This window comes from Psychrosphaera sp. B3R10, assembly GCF_018861025.1.
Lineage (GTDB): Bacteria > Pseudomonadota > Gammaproteobacteria > Enterobacterales > Alteromonadaceae > Psychrosphaera > Psychrosphaera algicola.
Window position 1 is genome coordinate 47849 of the sequence record NZ_JAHKQH010000009.1, and the last position, 19644, is coordinate 67492.

The 19644-nt window shown below is 39.3% G+C and carries 12 protein-coding genes; 7 read left to right on the top strand and 5 right to left on the bottom strand.

Going from position 1 to position 19644, the window contains the following annotated elements; genetic code table 11:
- The 4 genes from recG to KO525_RS03925 all read left to right on the top strand — a co-directional run bounded on the left by recG (position 1) and on the right by KO525_RS03925 (position 8667).
- The gene (recG, locus tag KO525_RS03910; RefSeq protein ID WP_215962483.1) at positions 1-2094 is read left to right on the top strand and encodes an ATP-dependent DNA helicase RecG; all 2094 of its coding nucleotides are present in this window, start codon (positions 1-3) and stop codon (positions 2092-2094) included.
- Positions 2095-2195: 101 nt separating this feature from the next.
- Positions 2196-3425: a diguanylate cyclase gene (locus KO525_RS03915; protein WP_215962484.1), complete on the top strand. Its 1230-nt coding sequence runs from the start codon at positions 2196-2198 to the stop codon at positions 3423-3425.
- A 179-nt stretch (positions 3426-3604) separates the two neighbouring features.
- Positions 3605-5983 (top strand): TonB-dependent receptor, encoded by a 2379-nt coding sequence (locus tag KO525_RS03920; RefSeq protein WP_215962485.1) that lies wholly within the window; start codon positions 3605-3607, stop codon positions 5981-5983.
- 8 nt (positions 5984-5991) lie between these two features.
- Entirely contained in the window at positions 5992-8667 is a 2676-nt protein-coding gene (locus KO525_RS03925) for a response regulator (RefSeq protein WP_215962486.1), read from the top strand.
- 283 nt (positions 8668-8950) lie between these two features.
- On the opposite strand, the gene KO525_RS03930 is transcribed toward KO525_RS03925, so the two are convergent.
- The 3 genes from KO525_RS03930 to KO525_RS03940 form a co-directional block, all read right to left on the bottom strand.
- On the bottom strand, positions 8951-9400 hold the full coding sequence (locus KO525_RS03930) for a DUF2489 domain-containing protein (protein ID WP_215962487.1): 450 nt from the start codon (positions 9398-9400) through the stop codon (positions 8951-8953).
- Between the two features lie 7 nt (positions 9401-9407).
- Positions 9408-9980, bottom strand: coding sequence for a Der GTPase-activating protein YihI (yihI, locus tag KO525_RS03935; RefSeq protein WP_215962488.1), 573 nt, complete (start codon positions 9978-9980; stop codon positions 9408-9410).
- 1008 nt (positions 9981-10988) lie between these two features.
- Positions 10989-11615, bottom strand: a complete 627-nt coding sequence (locus tag KO525_RS03940) for a cytochrome c (RefSeq protein WP_215962489.1) — start codon at positions 11613-11615, stop codon at positions 10989-10991.
- A gap of 188 nt (positions 11616-11803) precedes the next feature.
- On the opposite strand from KO525_RS03940, the gene yihA reads away from it, so the two are divergent.
- Positions 11804-12457 (top strand): ribosome biogenesis GTP-binding protein YihA/YsxC, encoded by a 654-nt coding sequence (yihA, locus tag KO525_RS03945; RefSeq protein ID WP_215962629.1) that lies wholly within the window; start codon positions 11804-11806, stop codon positions 12455-12457.
- An 848-nt stretch (positions 12458-13305) separates the two neighbouring features.
- Here yihA and polA read toward each other — a convergent pair.
- Positions 13306-16092, bottom strand: coding sequence for a DNA polymerase I (gene polA / locus KO525_RS03950; RefSeq protein ID WP_215962490.1), 2787 nt, complete (start codon positions 16090-16092; stop codon positions 13306-13308).
- A gap of 537 nt (positions 16093-16629) precedes the next feature.
- Here polA and KO525_RS03955 point away from each other — a divergent pair.
- Positions 16630-17025 (top strand): cytochrome c5 family protein, encoded by a 396-nt coding sequence (locus KO525_RS03955; protein ID WP_215962491.1) that lies wholly within the window; start codon positions 16630-16632, stop codon positions 17023-17025.
- A gap of 127 nt (positions 17026-17152) precedes the next feature.
- Here the strand turns inward: KO525_RS03955 and rep are convergent, their stop codons facing one another.
- Positions 17153-19165: a DNA helicase Rep gene (gene rep, locus KO525_RS03960; protein WP_215962492.1), complete on the bottom strand. Its 2013-nt coding sequence runs from the start codon at positions 19163-19165 to the stop codon at positions 17153-17155.
- A gap of 151 nt (positions 19166-19316) precedes the next feature.
- Between rep and KO525_RS03965 the strand changes: the two genes are divergently transcribed.
- Positions 19317-19577, top strand: coding sequence for an accessory factor UbiK family protein (locus tag KO525_RS03965; RefSeq protein ID WP_215962493.1), 261 nt, complete (start codon positions 19317-19319; stop codon positions 19575-19577).
- The last annotated feature ends 67 nt before the right edge of the window (positions 19578-19644 follow it).

Below are 19644 nucleotides of genomic sequence, written 5' to 3' on the forward strand. Positions count from 1 at the left end.
ATGCGTATTTCTTCGTTAGCATCTGTTCCAGTAACGACATTAAAAGGCATAGGGCCTAAAGTTGCTGAAAAACTAACGAAGATCCATATCTACTCAATTGAAGATGCCCTATTCCATCTCCCGATCCGTTACGAAGACCGTAGCCGCATAGTCCCCATTTCAAATACAGTTGTAGGGACTCATGTATCTGTTGTGGGCGAGGTGATCAGTAGCCAAATTCAGTTTGGTCGTAAACGCATGTTATTGGTTAAAATTGCCGATAAAACGGGTGGCATGACGTTACGATTTTTCAATTTTAGTGCAGCACAAAAAAATCAGCTCGAACCCGGCACGTGGTTAAAATGTTTTGGCGAAATTAAAGGTGGCCGCAGTGGCCCTGAAATTATACATCCAGAATATAAGTCCATAACCCCTGACGCGCCTATTGAATTAGAAGAAACGTTGACGCCAATTTACCCCACAACCGAGGGGGTAAAACAAGCAACTTTGCGCATGATCACTGAACAAGCCCTTCTACGTTTGCAAAAGTATCAAGTGACAGAGCTTATTGAACCAAGCTTGATGCCATTTTCATTTACCATCAAACAAGCACTCGAACTTTGCCATCGACCACCCGTCGACACGCCTTATCACTTGTTAGAAGACGGCATTCACCCAGCACAACAACGTCTAGCGCTAGAGGAATTGGTGAGTCACCAAATTAGTATGTTGTCGCTCAAGCGAAAGGTTCAGGCAGATAAAGCCACCAAATTTACGCCAAACGATGCGCTGCACAATCAATTTATTGCGACATTACCCTTTACGCCAACCGGCGCTCAACAACGAGTTGTTGCGCAAATTAAAGCGGATATCGCGCTTCCGCAACCAATGTTACGACTTGTACAAGGCGATGTTGGATCGGGTAAAACGTTAGTCGCCGCCCTTGCAGCTTTAAGTGTTATTCAACAAGGTCATCAAGTCGCCTTAATGGCCCCCACTGAAATATTGGCTGAACAACATTGGATCAATTTCCGCAATTGGTTTGCGCCTCTTGGCATCGAAGTCGCGTGGATTGCGGGTAAGGCAAAAGCGACTGAAAAAAAACTCGCATTAGAAGTGATTGGCAATGGTCAGGCTAAAATGATCATTGGGACCCACGCGATATTTCAAGACAGTGTTGAGTTTCACCAACTATCCATGATCATCATTGATGAACAACATCGCTTTGGTGTTCACCAACGACTTGAACTTAGAAATAAAGGCGTTTGGCACGATGCAGGTCATACTTACTTTCCGCATCAATTAGTAATGACCGCAACCCCAATTCCACGAACGCTAGCAATGACGGCCTACGCCGATTTAGATTGTTCGGTTATTGACGAGTTACCACCCGGTCGAACTCCGGTTACGACTGTAGCAATGCCTAATACGAAGCGCGATAGCGTTATCGCGAGGGTGGAAGAAGTGTGCAAAACAACCGGGCAACAGGCTTATTGGGTCTGTACTCTGATTGAAGAAAGTGAAGTTTTGCAATGCCAAGCTGCTGAAGAAATTGCTATCGAGTTGCAACAAGCCTTGTCAAATCTAACCGTAGGTCTTGTCCACGGAAGAATGAAAGCGGACGAAAAACAGCACGTAATGGAGCAGTTTAAAGCAGGGGCAATCAACCTACTAGTTGCAACAACCGTTATTGAAGTTGGCGTTGACGTTCCGAATGCCAGTTTAATGATAATTGAAAACCCTGAACGCTTAGGGTTAGCGCAATTACACCAATTACGTGGCCGAGTTGGCCGCGGTGCGTTAAAGTCGCACTGTGTTTTGTTATATAACCCGCCTTTAACTCAGACGGCACAAAAACGATTAGCCGTTTTGCGCGAATCTAATGATGGCTTTGTCATTGCGCAAAAGGATTTGGAAATACGTGGTGCCGGGGAAATATTAGGAACAAAACAAACAGGCCTCGCCGACTTTAAAATTGCCGATATAGAGCGCGATGCAGAGCTTATTCCAACCGCGGCAAATATTGCAAAGCACATAGTATTAGAATCTCCCAAAGAAGCCGAACAGTTAATGACTCGATGGCTTGGGGAAAAAAACCTTTACGGTTACGCATAAAAGAAATTGCCCTGCCGATACAATCTAATCTTGTCTTCGCCTTGCTGTTCTCTTTTTATAGTGCTTAACTCTAACTTAGCGTAGTAAAAATTATTAAGTCTATGAACAAAATATTAATCGTCGAAGACAGTTTACCTATTATTCAGTTGCATTCTTTTTTAGTTAAAAAGGCGGGATTTGAACCTGTAACCGCAACAACGTTTGAAGAGCTCAAAAACCTCAAAGTTGCTCTCAATGAGTTCTTTTGCGCGATAATAGACTACAGTCTGCCGGACGCGCCGGATGGCGAAGCAATTCATTATCTACTTGAGAACAAAGTTCCCGGCATTGTTATGACCGGTATGTTAGATGATGACATTCGCGACAAAATGCTGAAATTGCCAATCATTGATTACATCACCAAAGAAAGTAAACAAGCCTACAATTATTTGCACAATCTAATTTTAAGACTCCAAAAAAACGAAAGAGTTAAAGTGCTTGTCGTAGACGATTCTCAAAGCGCACTTAGCTTTTTACGTCGATTGTTAGTGCGACATAACTACAAAGTGTTAACCGCAAATAGTGGTTCAAAAGCATTAGAACAACTCAAAGCCAATCCCGACATTAAGCTTGTAATTACTGATAAAGAAATGCCAAATATGAACGGCCTAGAGCTTTGTAACGAGATCAGAGCAATACACAATAAAGATGAAATTAGCATCATTGGTATTTCTGGCGCTGACAATCCGTCGTTAACGGCAAAGTTCATTAAAAATGGTGCAAATGACTTTTTGAAAAAACCATTTTGTCCTGAAGAGTTTTATTGCCGCGTTCAGCAAAATATTGAATATATTGAAAATATCGAAACCATCACCCGACAAGCCAATACCGACTTTTTAACGGCTTTGTATAATCGAAGATACTTTTTTGAGTCTTTGGCACACTTAGTTAAATCAAAAGAGAATCAAACTTTAGCAATGTTAGATATCGACTTTTTTAAATCGATAAATGACAACTACGGACACGAAGTTGGCGATGTTGTACTAAAAGAAGTTTCCAGCCTACTCGCCAAACACTTTTCTGAACAACTCGTTGCACGATTAGGTGGCGAAGAGTTTAGTGTCCACTTTGGCTCAATGCCTATAGATGAAGCGGAAGATTTATTGGAAGACTTGAGGCTTGAGCTTGCTGCGATGTCGATCAATGCCAATGGTCAAAATGTGTCTTGTACAATAAGCATCGGCTTAACTTGCGGAGTATTTGCTAGCCTTGACCAATTAATCAATCGGGCTGACGAGCTACTTTACGAAGCAAAAGACACAGGCAGGAATAGAATTGTCGCTAATCAATAACACTTATGTGTCATTTTATCTAATTTGTTTGCACTCACTGTAATTTTAAATTCGATAATAAAATATCTAAATTGTTGTATAGTTTAGATATTTTATATTATTGCATATCAAATCAACTTACTATTCTGCTAATGTCAACTATACTTTATATTCATAATTTTCTAGGATTTTTTTCGCACATGAGAATTCGTCACGTCATTGCTTGCCCTGCATTGTTTTTTTGCAATGTCATTCACGCTGTGGATAAACACGAACTGGAACATATTGAAGTAACAGCCCAAAAACGAGTGGAGTCGGTGCAGCAAGTTCCAATTTCAATTACGACTTTGAGCCGCGCTCAACTGACTAAAATGTCGATCACTCAATCCCAAGATATTGCGGAATTAATCCCAAATGTAAATACCACCCGAGCGATCAGTGGTATGCATAATTATTTTATTCGTGGCATAGGGCTCGATGATTTTAATTTGTCCTCGGTTTCTGCTGTTGGCCTTTATATTGATGATGTAGCAATTAACAACCCGATGTTAGCGGCATTTACATTAAATGATATTGAACGCGTTGAAGTATTACGTGGCCCACAAAACACCCTTTATGGTAAAAATACAACTGGGGGGGCAATTAAATTTATGTCCACGTCCCCTCAACTTGAATCCGACTTAAACGGCTTTGCTAGGCTTTCCATCGGCAGTTTTAATCGTCGATTTTTTGATATCGCAAGCGATATATTTATAAACGACACAACAGGACTTAGGCTGTCCTTCTTTAATCACACCGCAGACGGCCAAGTGACCAGTAAACAACTTGGTAATAATACTGAGTATAACGACGTTAATAAACAAGGGTTTCGAGCACATCTTCGACATCAATTTAGTCAAAATATTCAGCTAGATATGAGTATTTACGGCGGTGCACAGGATCAGATATCCGCCGTGAAGACGCTGGTTTCAGGCACAGACGAACAACCCACAATCGATATAGATAATATTGACTTAGCTTACAATCAGTCACGTATTATCGACCCAAGAAATGACATCACCGCCTTTGGTGGATATTTCAAACTTAATTGGCAACTTAGTTCAATGGAATTTAACTCAATTACATCGTTTGAAACCGTTGAATCTGAGCGCATGGATGATTGGGGATCACAAAATATACCTTCAGCGATTTTCCAAGCCCTAACTTATAACTCAACGGACACCAATAATTTATCCCAGGAATTTCAACTGCTATCGACCAATCAAAAATCAGCTTGGTTGGTTGGTTTGGCCTTCAATAAAGATACCGGCGACCTAGCACAGGCCGCTTATATTGACCCCGGCACTCAAGGCCGACCAGATGACGCAATCGATGATGCTGGAGGGGGCCCTTTATTTGACCGAGCCGCAATTGTTGAAACCAATACAACAACCACATCAATTTATGGCCAATACTCACAATCTTTGACGGAAAAACTACAGTTTACCGGCGGCTATCGCTGGACCCATCAAGAGTTAGCACCTACTGTGAATTCCGCTGGTATGATGATGGATGATCCCGCTAACCCTTTTCCACTAGGTACTTTGGGTTGGTACAGTTTAGGTAATCCTAACTTTAATATTTATCAAGATTATGTTGGGTTTAAAGAATTAAACCAATTTGTAATCGCGAACAATGGCTACGGTGGCTCTGCAAATATTGATGAGTCATTTTCCGAATGGGGTGGCAAACTGGCGCTTGATTATCAAATAATTGATGACACTTTGTTATACGCCTCAATTTCGCGGGGGTTCAAAATGGGCGCGGTAAATTCTAACCCGACAACCATAACATTCAACAAATTACTCGATAAAGTCGTTCTCCCTGAAACACTAATTACGCTAGAAGCTGGGTGGAAGTCGCAGTTTTTAAACAATAGATTGCGGATTAACGGCGCAGTTTTTACCAACAACTGGCAGAATTATCAGTTTTACCTAGTGTATAATCCAGGTAATCCGGCGGAGCTTTATGCGTCGCTTGTTAACTTGCCTGAAGCTAAGTCAACGGGTGCTGAGGTAGAAGTTGACTGGCTGATTGCCGCCAATTTACAGGCTAAATTAGGTATCGGTTGGTTAGATACTGAAGTGACTGATGCTAAGTTAGATGTGAGCCATTTACCGCAGAGTCAACAGGTGGGGTTTCAGAACCAAGTTGTTGCTGGCAACAAACTAACAAATGCGCCAGAATTAACATTAAATGGCTCAATTGAGAAAACAATTGAATTTTCTCAAAGTGAATTAGAATTGCGGCTACACTTAAGTTATGTCGAACAACATATCCATGCATTGGCTGGTGAAAATAGCACGATTTGGCAAGCAAACTTTTCAGAGCCGGCCGTCACATTGCTAAATACCAATGTAAATTATACCTTTGGCCATGACAGACAGTACCAGTTAAATTTGTGGGTAAAAAACTTAACTGATGAACAATTTTGTAGTGAACGTGCGACTGTCCCGGGCACGTCTACCGAATTGGTAAGGCTATGCGCGCAAAGCCACCCTAAAACAATTGGAATAACACTTGAATACTTATTTGATTAGAATGCTAAATGAAATACTTTAATTTACAAAAACATTCCTCAAAAATATTGACGCTAATTGTCTTTTTATTGGGCCTTGCTAGTACTTTTTATCTCTATGATTTAAAGCAAGCTCAAGAGCGTATGAATGCAAATGTCGAATTTCAATCACAGGCAAACTTGCGAGCTAGAGATATATCCTCTGAGTTTAATCGATCTTTTTTTCAAGTTACATCTGTTGCCAATCTATTTGCATCTTCCAATTGGGTAAATTATGTCGAGTTTTCCAATTTCATCGAAAGTGTTTATCCCACGTTTCCAGCCGGTAGAAGGCTTTCTGTTCTGCGGTCTATAGATTTAGACCAAAAAGAAGAAACAATCGCCAAGATAAAAGAAAACCCACAACCACAATTTTCAGACTTTGCTATTTTTGATCTTATTGATGGCAACGTTGTCACCCCTCCGAGTACCCATCAAAATCGACTAAACTTCGTTCAATACACATTTCCACAGCCTACACAGAACCATTTTTATGGTCGTAATATAAGGCCACAGTCGCCTGTAGGCCCAAGGTTTTTTCGCGTAATAGAAAACCAACAACCTTACATCAGTAGTATTTCCGGACCTTTACCAGGCCTTATTTCAAAACCTTTCTTTTTACATATGCAACCGATTATAAAAAAGCAAGAAAACGGTAGCACTACTTTTGAAGGGATAATTGTATCAAGCCAGCATATTGAAGATATTTTTGGCAATAACGTAATTCAACAGTCTTTAGATCAATTTAATTATAGGATTCTCGACCAAAACGGAAATTGTTACCAATACCCACAAAAACAGTTTACCCCAGCATCCGAGCGTAGCTCTACTGAACTGCCGCCATTAAGTTTTCAAAGCACGATAAACGTAGAAGGTAGCCAATGGCAATTGATCATATTGCCAAAAGTTGCACTTGAAGACACATCAATTGAACTTCTGAGGAGCATTTTGATTGCCGGCATCGCATTGTCTGCACTAGTTTCCTTGCTCATTTTTCAAATTTTGAATCAGCGAACAAAATTGACTCAATTAGTTAAAGTCAAAACGGAGCAACTGCATGATCAGAATGTCCAACTGGAATCGGCAGTTACCAATGCAGAGAAGTCTGCACAAATAAAATCTGAGTTTCTTGCCAATATGAGTCATGAAATTAGAACACCGTTAAACGGTATATATGGTTTTTCTCAACTTCTATTGGAAACCGAATTAACAAAACAACAGAGTAATTTTGTCAAGCAGATGGACACCTCAGTTAACCACTTGATGACTGTTATTAATGATATTTTGGATTTCTCTAAGATTGAATCGGGCAATATTGCAATCGAATCCGTCCCTTTTTCCATCTATAAATTGATCGACTTTATTCATAATTCCCTTAATGAAAATGCAAAAGAAAAAGGCATAGATTTTAATATTAATATTTTGAGTGACATAAAGCCGGATCTATTAGGAGATATCGTCCGGACCAATCAAGTCCTATTAAATCTCTGTTCTAACGCAATTAAATTTACCAACAAAGGCATTGTTACGGTCAATATATATATGGAACTTGTCGATCCGACAGACAGCAGTAGTGACATTACACTTCGATTTGAAGTTGTTGATACTGGTATCGGACTGACACCTGAACAGCGTAAAGGACTTTTTGTCGCGTTTACCCAAGCAGATACATCAACAACGCGTAATTTTGGCGGCACGGGTTTAGGCTTGGCTATCAGTCAACGATTGTGTCAGTTAATGGGTGGTGAAATCACCGTTAAAAGTGAATATGGTGTTGGCAGTACATTTACTGCTTCTATGGTGTTTCGCCAAAATAAAAATATTATTATTGTCGATGATTTAGATGAGCGTTATGAGCCACCTTTAAAACTATTAGTGGTTGACGATAACCCATTAGCATTAGATGTTTTGCAACTTCATTTAACAAAAATGAATGCTGTAGTGACGAGCTTTGACAATGGTAAAGATGCTGTCGCTCACTTATCTAATAACCCAGATTCTTACGATGCTGTATTATTAGATTGGACTCTACCTGAGATGGATGGCAAACAAATCATTGAAGCCATATTAGCATTACAGCTTAACAAGCTGCCTAAATTTATCGTTATTTCATCTTATGACCTATCAATAATAGAAAGTGCTTCAACAGATCTTCCGATAAAGTCGATTTTGCAAAAACCATGTTTAGAATCAAAATTATTTTATGCCATAAAAGGCGCTGTAAATGATACAGAAGTTGATGCTCAACTTATTACCGACAGTAAAACGCTAATTGGTTTTAATATATTAGTTGCAGAAGACAACCCAATTAATCAAATTGTTATAAAAACTATGTTGACCAACGCTAAGGCCAATATAACCATTGTTAATAATGGGCAAGAATGTATCGATACCCTAGTTAAGTCAGACACATTTGATGTCATCTTAATGGATATTCACATGCCGATAATGGACGGGATCGAGGCGGCAAAATTCATACGAGCCCTAGACAATAAAAAACAAGCTTCGATTCCAATAATTGCATTAACCGCTAACGTTATGAAGAAAGACGTCGATTATTACCTATTAAATGGTATGGATTCACACGTCGCAAAACCAGTCGATTTTAACCAATTGAAGTTGACTATTATTGAGCTTGCCGCAAAAAATAAGTTGCATAGCAAGTAGTTGATGAGAAACCGTCTTTCTAATCGCCCTCTAGCGTTGGTCTGAGACATAAATTAAAGTTGTTAAGTGAATAAGCAGACTACAACTTTAAAAGGGTATAAATAAAGCTGGAGGCGCTTTGGGGTTTGGGTTTGGGTTTGGGTTTGGGTTTGGTTTGGTTTGGGCTTGGTTTTGTCTTTGGTTTTTCTTGGTTTCGCTTGGTTTGCAGTTTTTTTGATTCTTAAATGTAAAAAGCAGTATTTATCCAAAATACTGCTTTTTAGGATCAATTAGAAAATTGAAATTAACTTGCAAATTCTTCAATGATTTTAGTTAAATCTTCGGTAATTTGCGACTCTAGTTGTTGCTCTGCTTGCCAACGGGTCATATCCATTTTAGCCATTTCTTTTTTAGTCAGCTTTTTACGAGCTTCATGTGTTGGCATATCTTTAATAATTTCATATAGACCTGCAAAACCTGGGTATAAGGTGTAATAGTCTGCATCGAGCTGAGCGTCTCGCTTATAATGCTCAAGCAAAACCCATATTCGCAACACTCCTTCAGAATATTCACATTGCTCAGCCTGCATTGCCAAAGCGATATGTTTGATACTATCTGTTAGATAGGTTTTACGCTTCTCAAGTTTAGCTTGTTGTTGCTTTTTTTGCTCTTGTACCTGCCATAACAACTGTCCGGCGTAATATGCCAAACCAATTACCACTAAAACGGCTACTGCGATTACTGCATACCACATAGTAAGCTTACTTATCCTTATCCATCAAATCACTCCACTCATCACCGCCAAGCGATTCTAATGGGTCTACGTACTCTTCTTCGTCGTATTCATCTTCGTCATCAATATCGTCTACAAGTCCAAGCTTCTCAGCGAGTTCGTCGTAACGATTCATATTGCGGTTAAAGTACTTTGCGTCCTTACCTGTCAGCAATTCACCTGCTTCAACACGTTCGGCAAGTGCTATAAGTAGCTCATCATTTTCCAGCGCAGCAAATTCTTCTGCTGGCGTTAATGTGACTGGTTGAATTTTTTCAAGTTTAACACCTGGTACACCGTGAACCACTTCCACTTCTTTAACTGGCTTTTTAGGCACTAAATCAATTTTGATTTTACTACCCAATTTCTTATTTAGCTTTTTCCCAGAACCGGCTGTATTAGCAGAGTTAGCAACTTTGCCATCAACTAAACTATTACGTGAGCCTGATTTCTGACCCTTATGCGTTTTTTTTCTACCCGATTCTTTTTTATCTGCGGGACGGGTTTCTTGCTTTCTGATCCCAATTTGACCAACTTTTCTACTTTTTTTCTGACGAGTCATTATTTACTCCGGGTGAGGGATTAGAAGACATTATAATTTATATCAATTGATCTAATACTTTTTATTCAGTTATACAAAATCACCAGTTCAGATCACGAGCATTTAAGGTCGAAACTTTTTAAACTTTGAATAACAAATAAAACACTTTAAGCATTTGCTTTTCATACGTTTAACAAGCAATTATGCCGCAAGTTATGAATTTAGACGCAAAAAAGCTGCGCTTTTAACCATCGCTTGTCCAAATACTTATTAATTCCCACTGAATGCAAAAAATATTAGATGAATTGATATTATGGGGATTTTACTGGTTTGTTGAATTTCAGGCAATAAAAAAGGCGATAGTGTGACAGCCATCGCCTTAAATTTATATCAGTCGCCAAAAATATATTGGCACCTCTCCTATTTTACTTCGATAATCCTTCCGAACGCACGACACCTTGTCTCGTCACTAGATAAATTTTCCGTATTCTTTTTATTTAATGTCCATATATGTTTTTATTTTTTATCGGTCATCATGACACTTTATTCAATCTTCCGTGTGAACTCACCTGAGTTATTGTTAGCAATCACCACTGTGACTTCCTTGAAACTTATCCGTTTTTTTATTCGCTGCGTGGCAACGGGGATTAATTTACTCCTATCCCAAAAACTCTCAACCTTTAATTAACATTTTTTTACATTTATTTAATGAACCAATTAACTTATCTATACATTTCAACGGATTGAGCTATTCTCGGTATATTTTTTGGGACTTATCTCATAGTAAAATTGAGATATATCTCACAAATATTCCACTAATTTTTCCTATTTTGCCCCATATTGGTGGGATATGCTGATTTTAGAATGAAATTTTATTCCAATATACCGGTCTAATACTGCTTCACGTAATAAAAATGCCATTATGACCATTTCGTATATATAGTTCATTAGTTATTAAACATAAAAAAAGCGCCTAAGAGGCGCCTTTTCTTTAATCAGTTTTATACTGATTAAGCTTAAATACAATGACTAGTGAAGACCAGACAAGTACTTAGATAATATTTCAATATCTTTGTCTGTTAATTTCACAGCGATATCTTGCATCATGCCATTCATGTCATTCTTACGATCACCAGAACGGAATTTTTCTAGCTGTAACTTAAGGTATTCAGGGTGCTGAAACGATACTTTAGGAAAGCCCGCTAAGCTTTGACCAACACCACGTGGTCCATGACATGCGATACATGCCGGAATACCGCGTTCCATATCACCACCGCGATATAATGACTCGCCTTCTTCAACAACATTTTCTGGTGTAGAACCCGACTTAGTTGTTTGATTTGAAAAATAAACGGCAAGATCTTTCATGTCTTGATCATTTAAAGGCATGGCCATACCACTCATCGCGACATCGTAGCGACCTTGCTTGCCGCCGGTTTCCATTCCTAATTTAAATTCTTTTAGCTGTTTATAAATATAATCAGCATGTTGTCCTGCTATCTTTGGATACATTGCCAAAGTGCTGTTACCATCTGGTCCATGACATGCGCCACAGGTAACTGACTTAGTTTTCCCTGCTTCAGCGTCGCCGGTTACAGCATTGGCAGAACTGATGAGTCCGAAAAGCAAAGTGAGTGATAATGCGATATTTCTCATATTTTATTCTCTGTTTTAAAGTTATCTCATTTCCTTTGGCTATGAAGCAGTTCACGCAAAGAGTATAATTAACGTATTCTACACCAAATGTCACAATGTGGAAGATTCTTAAGACGGTTATTTTAGGCCAAGTCTTTGAATTTCTGACATTCGGCTAAATTAATCGAGGAATTTTTGTGTCACGATCTATTATTAACTACAGAAAGGCGGCGTTTTTAACGTCTGCACCGGATATTTCGAAACTGCCAGCCGATCAAGGATACGAAGTTGCCTTTGCTGGACGTTCGAACGCCGGTAAGTCTAGTTCACTCAATACACTTACCGAACAAACAGGATTGGCTCGTACCAGTAAAACACCTGGCCGAACACAATTAATCAATGTTTTTTCTTTGGACGCGCCTGACCGTCGTTTAGTCGACTTACCTGGTTACGGCTATGCAAAAGTACCATTGGAGATGAAATTAAAGTGGCAACGCTCACTTTCAGAATACCTAGAAAAAAGAACCTGCCTTAAAGGGTTGGTGGTATTAATGGATATTCGTCATCCGATGAAAGAACTCGATCAAGATTTAATTCATTGGGCGGTTCATAGTCAATTATCTGTGTTAGTTCTGTTAACTAAAGCCGACAAATTTAAGTCGGGTAAACAAAAAGGCGAATTGCTTAAAATTCGCGAAGCATCGTTGGCATTCCAAGGAGACGTGACTGTTGAGTTGTTTTCATCTTTGAAAAAACAAGGTATCCCGCAGTTATCTAAAAAATTAGATGAATGGTTATCTGCAGACGAATTACTTGGCGACAAAATTGCTGATAAAAAAGCCGAGCAAAACACCAATAAATAGTAATTTTGATCTTATTAGCTAGTTAAGTCAGTTTCTAAAGCGCCTACGTTGGCGCTTTTTTTTATATTGAGTTTCAACCAAGCGTTATATCACCAATAACAATCCCACTTAATATAGTTAAGTCAATTGGCTGCACATTGAGATTGAACAAAATTAGAACGAGAATTGAAATGCAAAAATTGCCTAAACCCACGCTAGCTTGTGGTGCAGCGTGGCAGGTTGAAGCCTAAAGGATAATAAGTATCGAGCGGAAAATTTGTAGTTCAAAGTAATTGAGAGATCAGATTACACTTACCTTCTTGTAAAGTGATTAAAAAACGCCCTTCAAATGTAGTTAAATAACATAACTGTCGGTAAAAACCGTAAAACTTTATTTTTGGCAAAAAAAAACCGATGCTTTTGGCACCGGTCATAGCAATAAGGGGAGAGGCTATAAAAATTCTCGTCAATATCAACAGGGTCTGCTCAAAGAGCGACTGTAGCTATAATAGCGTTTTCAAATAAAAAGTAAAGTCATTACTCTAAAAAACCTGAGTTTATATTACTAAATAATACATAACTATTTGATAATAAAGAAATATTAAAGATTAAATAAATTAACTCCACGAACAAATAATACTCACCCACTAAATTTCAGACAAAAAAAAGCCCCATCCAAAGGATGAGGCGGCAATTTAAGCCTATTTCATATTATGAAATAAAAGGTCTGAAAGATAGAACATCTTACGTCTGTACCCTACGCCATAAAGCATAATATTTGCTCATTAATAAAGCAAGGGTTGTGTAATAAAATTATGTAATTTACTTACATAAAATAATTCTATCTTATACCTAGGTTCAATCTTTTGTTAATGAGCTTGGTCCCAATTCTCGCCTATCCCTGCTTCCGCAATTAATGGCACATTGAGTGAGGCTGCTTGTTCCATCAGGTTCACTAACGTTGACACATACATATCCAACTTACTTTCTGAAATTTCAAATACTAATTCATCGTGGACTTGCATGACCATTTTCACATCATCGGCGGCGTTTTCTTTTATCCACTGGCTAACAGAGATCATTGCCAATTTAATAATGTCAGCCGCAGTACCTTGCATAGGCGCATTAATTGCGGCACGTTCCGCTGCTTTGCGCCTTGGTACATTACGAGCAGTAATGTCTGGTAAATAAAGTCGACGACCAAAAATGGTTTCAACAAAGCCATTTTTCTCGGCATTTTGACGTGTGGTTTCCATATAGGTTAGTACACCAGGGAAACGCTCAAAATATTTGTCGATATAGTCTTGAGCCTCAGAACGTTTAATATCTAACTGTTGTGCAAGACCAAACGCCGACATGCCATATATAAGTCCAAAGTTAACTGCCTTAGCCGCTCGTCGTTGGTTGTTTGTAACCTCAGCAAATGGTGTCGCAAACACTTCCGAAGCCGTGGCTCTATGAATATCCTGGTTATTCGCAAACGCATTAACCAACGATTCATCACCACTTAAATGCGCCATGATCCGCAGTTCTATTTGCGAATAATCTATCGCGACGATTTGCTTACCTTCAGGGGCAATAAATGCTTCTCTTATTCGACGACCATTGGTATTACGAATCGGAATATTTTGCAAATTAGGATCGGTTGAACTCAAGCGTCCTGTCGCGGCCACAGCTTGTTGGTATGACGTATGGACGCGCCCTGTGCTAGGCTTAATCATCGAAGGCAGTTTGTCTGTGTATGTCGACTTAAGCTTACTTAAACCACGGTGTTCTAAAATTAGTTTCGGTAATTCATGAGTCAACGACAATTCTTGTAGTACATCTTCCGCTGTTGAAGGCGCTCCCTTAGGAGTTTTCTTAAGCGGCGTTATGCCCATTTTATCAAATAGGATCACTTGTAGTTGTTTCGTAGACGCTAAATTAAATACTTCACCAGCAACGTCATGGGCTTTTCGTTCTAATTCTTCAAGTTTAATTGCAAATTCGCTACTAAGGCCATGCAAGTGATCAGCATCAATTAATACGCCGCTTTGTTCCATTTGCGTTAAGACTGGCATAACCGCAAGTTCAATGTCAGCGAGAAGTTCTTTTAAGCGAGGGACTTTGTCGAATTGCTCATTAAAATAGAAAAATAAGCGCAATGTGATGTCGGCATCTTCCGCTGCATATTGTGCCGCTTTTTCTAATTCAATTTGATTAAATGTGATCTGCTTCGCGCCTTTACCGGCAATATCTTCAAAAGAGACACAGTTATGCCCTAAATATTTTAGCGCTAGGCTCCCCATATCATGACGGGTAGCCGTACTGTTAAATATATACGACTGCAACATAGTGTCACCTACTATGCCTGCAATATTTAGGTCGTATTTAATGAGGACATTCATATCATATTTAAGATTTTGCCCAACCTTTTTAACATTGTTGTCCATTAAAAGTGCAGATAGTGAGTCAAATACGCGTTCTAAAGATAGTTGCTCCGGCGCGTCCTCATAATCATGCGCAAGTGGCACATAAAACGCTTTGATGTCCCCTTGCCACTCATAGGCCATGGAGAAACCAACGAGTTTAGCTTCCATATAATCTAATGAGGTCGTTTCTGTATCAAACGCAATTAGGCCAACTTGATTTATTTCATCCAAACATTGCTGCCACTGCTCCAATGTAAAGATAGTTAAATATTTCTCTTGATTAATAACAACCGACTTCACTTCTTCATCGATTATTTTCGTGACATCTTGCTTGGTCTGGCCGACTGGCGGCGGGGTTGCTCCACCAGATAAAACTTCTTTTAACCATCGCTTAAATTCACATTCAGCGTAAAGCTCAGCGAGTTTTTGCTTGTCGGGTGAACCTAATGTCATAGCTTCATCTGGACAGTCGTGTTCGACATCCATCTTAATCGTGGCTAATTCGTATGATAACTGCAGTTGTTCTTTATTATCTTCCAACTTAGCGACCATGGTTTTAGAACCTCTAAAACCAAGACCAGCAACTTTATCTAAGTTTTGGTAGATATTTTCAATACTGCCTAATCCCTGTAATAAGGCTACCGCCGTTTTATCACCAACACCTGGTATACCAGGAATATTGTCAACTTTATCTCCCATCAATGCGAGGTAGTCGATAATGAGTTCGGGCGCGACGCCAAATTTTTCAACAACCGCATCAGGGGTCAATAGGGTATTTGTCATGGTATTAATTAACGTTACTTTATCGTTAACTAATTGCGCCATGTCTTTATCACCGGTACTTATTAAAACATCGTGTCCTAAGTCCGCTTGTTGCTGTGCAATGGTCCCAATGACATCATCGGCTTCTACGCCCGGTATTGAAACAAGAGGAATTCCCATTGCTCTGATTATTTTGTGCAACGGTTCTATTTGCGTTCTTAAGTCATCTGGCATCGGTGGACGATTGGCTTTGTACTCAGAATACATTTCGTTTCTGAATGTTGGTCCTTTAGCATCGAAGATCATGATCATGCGATCTGGCGAATATTGACGGATCAAACTCTTTAGCATGTTTACGACGCCATAGATTGCACCTGTGGATTCGCCTTTCGAATTTGTGAGATGAGGTGGCGCATGATATGCACGAAAAAGGTACGAAGAACCGTCGACTAGCACGAGTGGTTTATAGTCAGAAGTAGTCATGTGGATTGTTTCCATTAGGCGATGGATTATTTAGGGCATAAGGATGCCATAAACGTGGCAATCCCGCTATATGAATGATTTACAAAATATTGATCGGATATAAATAACGCGTTATGCCTGTGGATAACTTTGTTAATAACCATTTTTCCATAGCACACTACCCACTGCGATTTTAAGTCAATGGAATAGCTTATTTAAATTGTTTTTGAAATAAATATACGAGACTAGGCTCCGCTATATTATTATTTTTTTTATTATATGCGGCCAGAAACAAAACGGCTGGACGAATCAATCCCCGCTCGAGGGATGAATAATTTACACATAAAAAGATCATTGATCTAGATCTTTTTATATATTTTTTTTGATCGTCACTTAGATTCGTTATTCTTTTTACATTTTGTGGATTCCTGCTTTAATAATGGGACAAAAAGTAGAAATATTTTCAATATATAAATCAATAATATTGCAAGGGTTATTTCTATAGGTAGAATGTGCAGGATAATTATTGCTATCCCGCAAAATCATAGGTGATTCAAGATGAAAAAACTGCTTGTTATATTAGTGTCTATTTTGTTTGTAACATTTGCCCAAGCTGGCGAATCGACAAAAGACGAAATTGCTGAACGAATTAAACCAGTTGGTCAGCTTTATTTAGAAGGCGCTGAGCCTGCAGAAGCGGCTGATACAGGCCCAAAAACAGCGGAACAAGTTTACAACACATCTTGTACTGCTTGTCATGGTTCTGGCGTTATGGGTGCACCAAAAATGGGTGATGCTGGCGCTTGGGGTCCTCGCGTTGCACAAGGCTTAGAGGTATTAACAAAGCACGCACTTAACGGATTCAACGCAATGCCGCCTAAAGGTGGTTGTATGGCGTGTTCAGACGACGAAATTAAATCGGCGGTTGAATATATGGTAGACGGATCTAAGTAAGATCTTCGCCAAAAAAAAGCGAGCAATTGAGTGTCCTCACAATGCTCGCTTTTTTATTCACAATTTTTGTGCCGCTACTCATATTCGACTGCGGATAACACTTTCAGCTTTGTTTTAGCCTATGTTGCTATTTTTTTAACATCGCTCTCAAATTTGCAATATTCGCTTTATTTTTCTCTTTTCTGTGTTCTTCAGAAACCTGCTGCCCTGACTTTTCCCAGCGTAAATCTTTTTGATCAAGCTCATCCAAAAAGCGAGATGGTTCGGTTGTGATCGTTTCACCGTATTGACGACGCTCTTTAGCGTAAGTTAAAAACAGTTGAGTTTGTGCTCTGGTGATACCAACATAAGCTAATCGACGTTCTTCCTCTATGTTTTCTTCGTCAATGCTCGATTGGTGAGGCAACAATCCCTCTTCCATCCCAACCATAAACACATACGGAAATTCGAGCCCCTTAGACGCGTGCATTGTCATCAACTGGACTTGGTTATCAGCTTCGTCTTCTTCGTTACGCTCCATCATGTCTCGTAGAGTCAGTTTTGTAACCACCTCTGCTAAAGATAATGGTTCATGTTCATCATCACCGTCCAACATCTGATTTACCCAGCTATAAAGCTCGCTGACATTTTTCATACGCATCTCTGCGGCTTTCGGGCTGGCACTGGTTTCAAACAACCAGTCTTCGTAATGAATCCCTTTTAACATGTCTTTAACGGCTTCTTTAGGCTCGCTTCGCAATACCTGATCGCTTAGCTCCACAATCCAACGGGTAAAATACTGAATAGCGGATTTAGCCGGTCCGGATATCATTCCCATAAAAGCATTATCAAATGCCGCTTCAAATAAACTGATATGTTTGTCATTGGCTAAATGACCAAGTTTTTGCAATGTTACAGGACCAATTTGACGTCGTGGCGTATTGATAATCCGTAAAAATGCATTATCGTCATCTTGATTCACCAATAAGCGTAAATACGCCATGATGTCTTTAATCTCTGGTCGAGAGAAAAACGATGTACCGCCGCTAATTTTGTATGGAATACGGTTAGACATAAGCAATTTTTCAAAGATACGAGACTGATGATTGCCTCGATATAAAATCGCATAGTCACCATAATGGGTTTTATTGGTAAATCGGTGAGCTATGATCTCAGCGATAACTCGCTCAGCTTCATGTTCTTCATTTTTAGTTTGGATAACCCGAATTGGATCACCATATTCTGCATGCGCTTTGAGCTTTTTATCAAATACATGTGGGTTTTTATCAATTAGCACATTTGCAGCATGCAAAATACATCCAACCGACCGATAATTCATTTCAAGTTTAATTAGCCGCAATGCCGGAAAATCTTTGCTAAGTAAAACTAAATTTTGTGGTCTCGCACCTCGCCAGGAGTATATCGATTGGTCATCGTCACCGACCACCGTAAACCGAGCATTGTCGCCGACAAGTAGCTTAACTAATTCATATTGGCTGGTATTGGTATCTTGATATTCGTCCACCAGCAAATAACGTATTTTCTTTTGCCACCGCTCTCGTACCTCATCATAATTTTTAAATAATAACGTAGGGATCAAAATTAGATCGTCAAAATCCAACGCGTTGTAGGCACGCATTTGTGATTGATAACGATGGTAAAGTTCAGCGTAAAGGGCATTTTCAGAGTCTGTTGCTTCATCAAGCGCCTGCTGTGGCAAAATTAAGTCATTTTTCCATGACGAAATCCGATTGATCAGTTGGTAAATGCTTTCTTTATCTTCTTTTAGCTCAGGTTCGGTCAGTTCCTTTAACAACGAGAAGCAATCTTGGTCATCAAATAAGGAAAAATTGGATTTGTAACCCAGAGTTTTTATTTCTTTTTTTATGATATCTAGGCCAAGCGTATGAAAGGTTGATATTTTTAAACCTTTGATCCGTGAACGATCCATCGACTGCTTAATTCGCTCGCGCATTTCCCGCGCCGCTTTGTTAGTAAATGTTACCGCTGCAATTTGATTTGCGGGTAAGCCACAACGTTCAATTAGGTGAGAAATTTTATTAATAATAACTCGAGTTTTACCGGAACCTGCACCGGCTAGCACAAGACAAGGTCCATCAACAAACGTGACGGCAGCTTCTTGTTCGGGGTTTAAACGCATGGAAATATCCTTGAACTTTGGGAGCCGAATATTACCAATAATTTGCCTTAGTTGGTACTTATACCAATCTGTAAAATTAATTGCGGCCTTGGCACTAGCCTTTTTATTATGAACTTATACAATAGCCAACTTAATGATTAAGGACCCGACTATGTTAGACGCAAAAAAAATTGAGCAAATCGCTGAGCAGATCACCAATGTAATTCCACCAGGCGTAAAAACATTAGCCGATAATGTCGAAGAAAAGATTAAAACGGTATTGCAGGCAAAGCTGAGTCAGCTTGACGTCGTTAGCCGCGAAGAGTTTGATGTGCAAACTCAAGTATTGGCTCGAACGCGTCAAAAATTGGATTTACTTGAAAAAGAATTTGAACAAATTAAACAACAATTTGCTGATACTACGGCAGAGTAACCGTGAGTTAATTTTACGTCACGGCGCGGTTAATAAGAAAGTTAACTTAGACGTGACGTAGAGGACG

Bases quoted from the DNA above. Each gene is read 5' to 3' on its own strand.
- recG (WP_215962483.1), top strand. From the start codon at position 1: ATGCGTATTTCTTCGTTAGCATCTGTTCCAGTAACGACATTAAAAGGC.
- KO525_RS03915 (WP_215962484.1), top strand. From the start codon at position 2,196: ATGAACAAAATATTAATCGTCGAAGACAGTTTACCTATTATTCAGTTG.
- KO525_RS03920 (WP_215962485.1), top strand. From the start codon at position 3,605: ATGAGAATTCGTCACGTCATTGCTTGCCCTGCATTGTTTTTTTGCAAT.
- KO525_RS03925 (WP_215962486.1), top strand. From the start codon at position 5,992: ATGAAATACTTTAATTTACAAAAACATTCCTCAAAAATATTGACGCTA.
- KO525_RS03930 (WP_215962487.1), bottom strand. From the start codon at position 9,400: ATGTGGTATGCAGTAATCGCAGTAGCCGTTTTAGTGGTAATTGGTTTG.
- yihI (WP_215962488.1), bottom strand. From the start codon at position 9,980: ATGACTCGTCAGAAAAAAAGTAGAAAAGTTGGTCAAATTGGGATCAGA.
- KO525_RS03940 (WP_215962489.1), bottom strand. From the start codon at position 11,615: ATGAGAAATATCGCATTATCACTCACTTTGCTTTTCGGACTCATCAGT.
- polA (WP_215962490.1), bottom strand. From the start codon at position 16,092: ATGACTACTTCTGACTATAAACCACTCGTGCTAGTCGACGGTTCTTCG.
- KO525_RS03955 (WP_215962491.1), top strand. From the start codon at position 16,630: ATGAAAAAACTGCTTGTTATATTAGTGTCTATTTTGTTTGTAACATTT.
- rep (WP_215962492.1), bottom strand. From the start codon at position 19,165: ATGCGTTTAAACCCCGAACAAGAAGCTGCCGTCACGTTTGTTGATGGA.
- KO525_RS03965 (WP_215962493.1), top strand. From the start codon at position 19,317: ATGTTAGACGCAAAAAAAATTGAGCAAATCGCTGAGCAGATCACCAAT.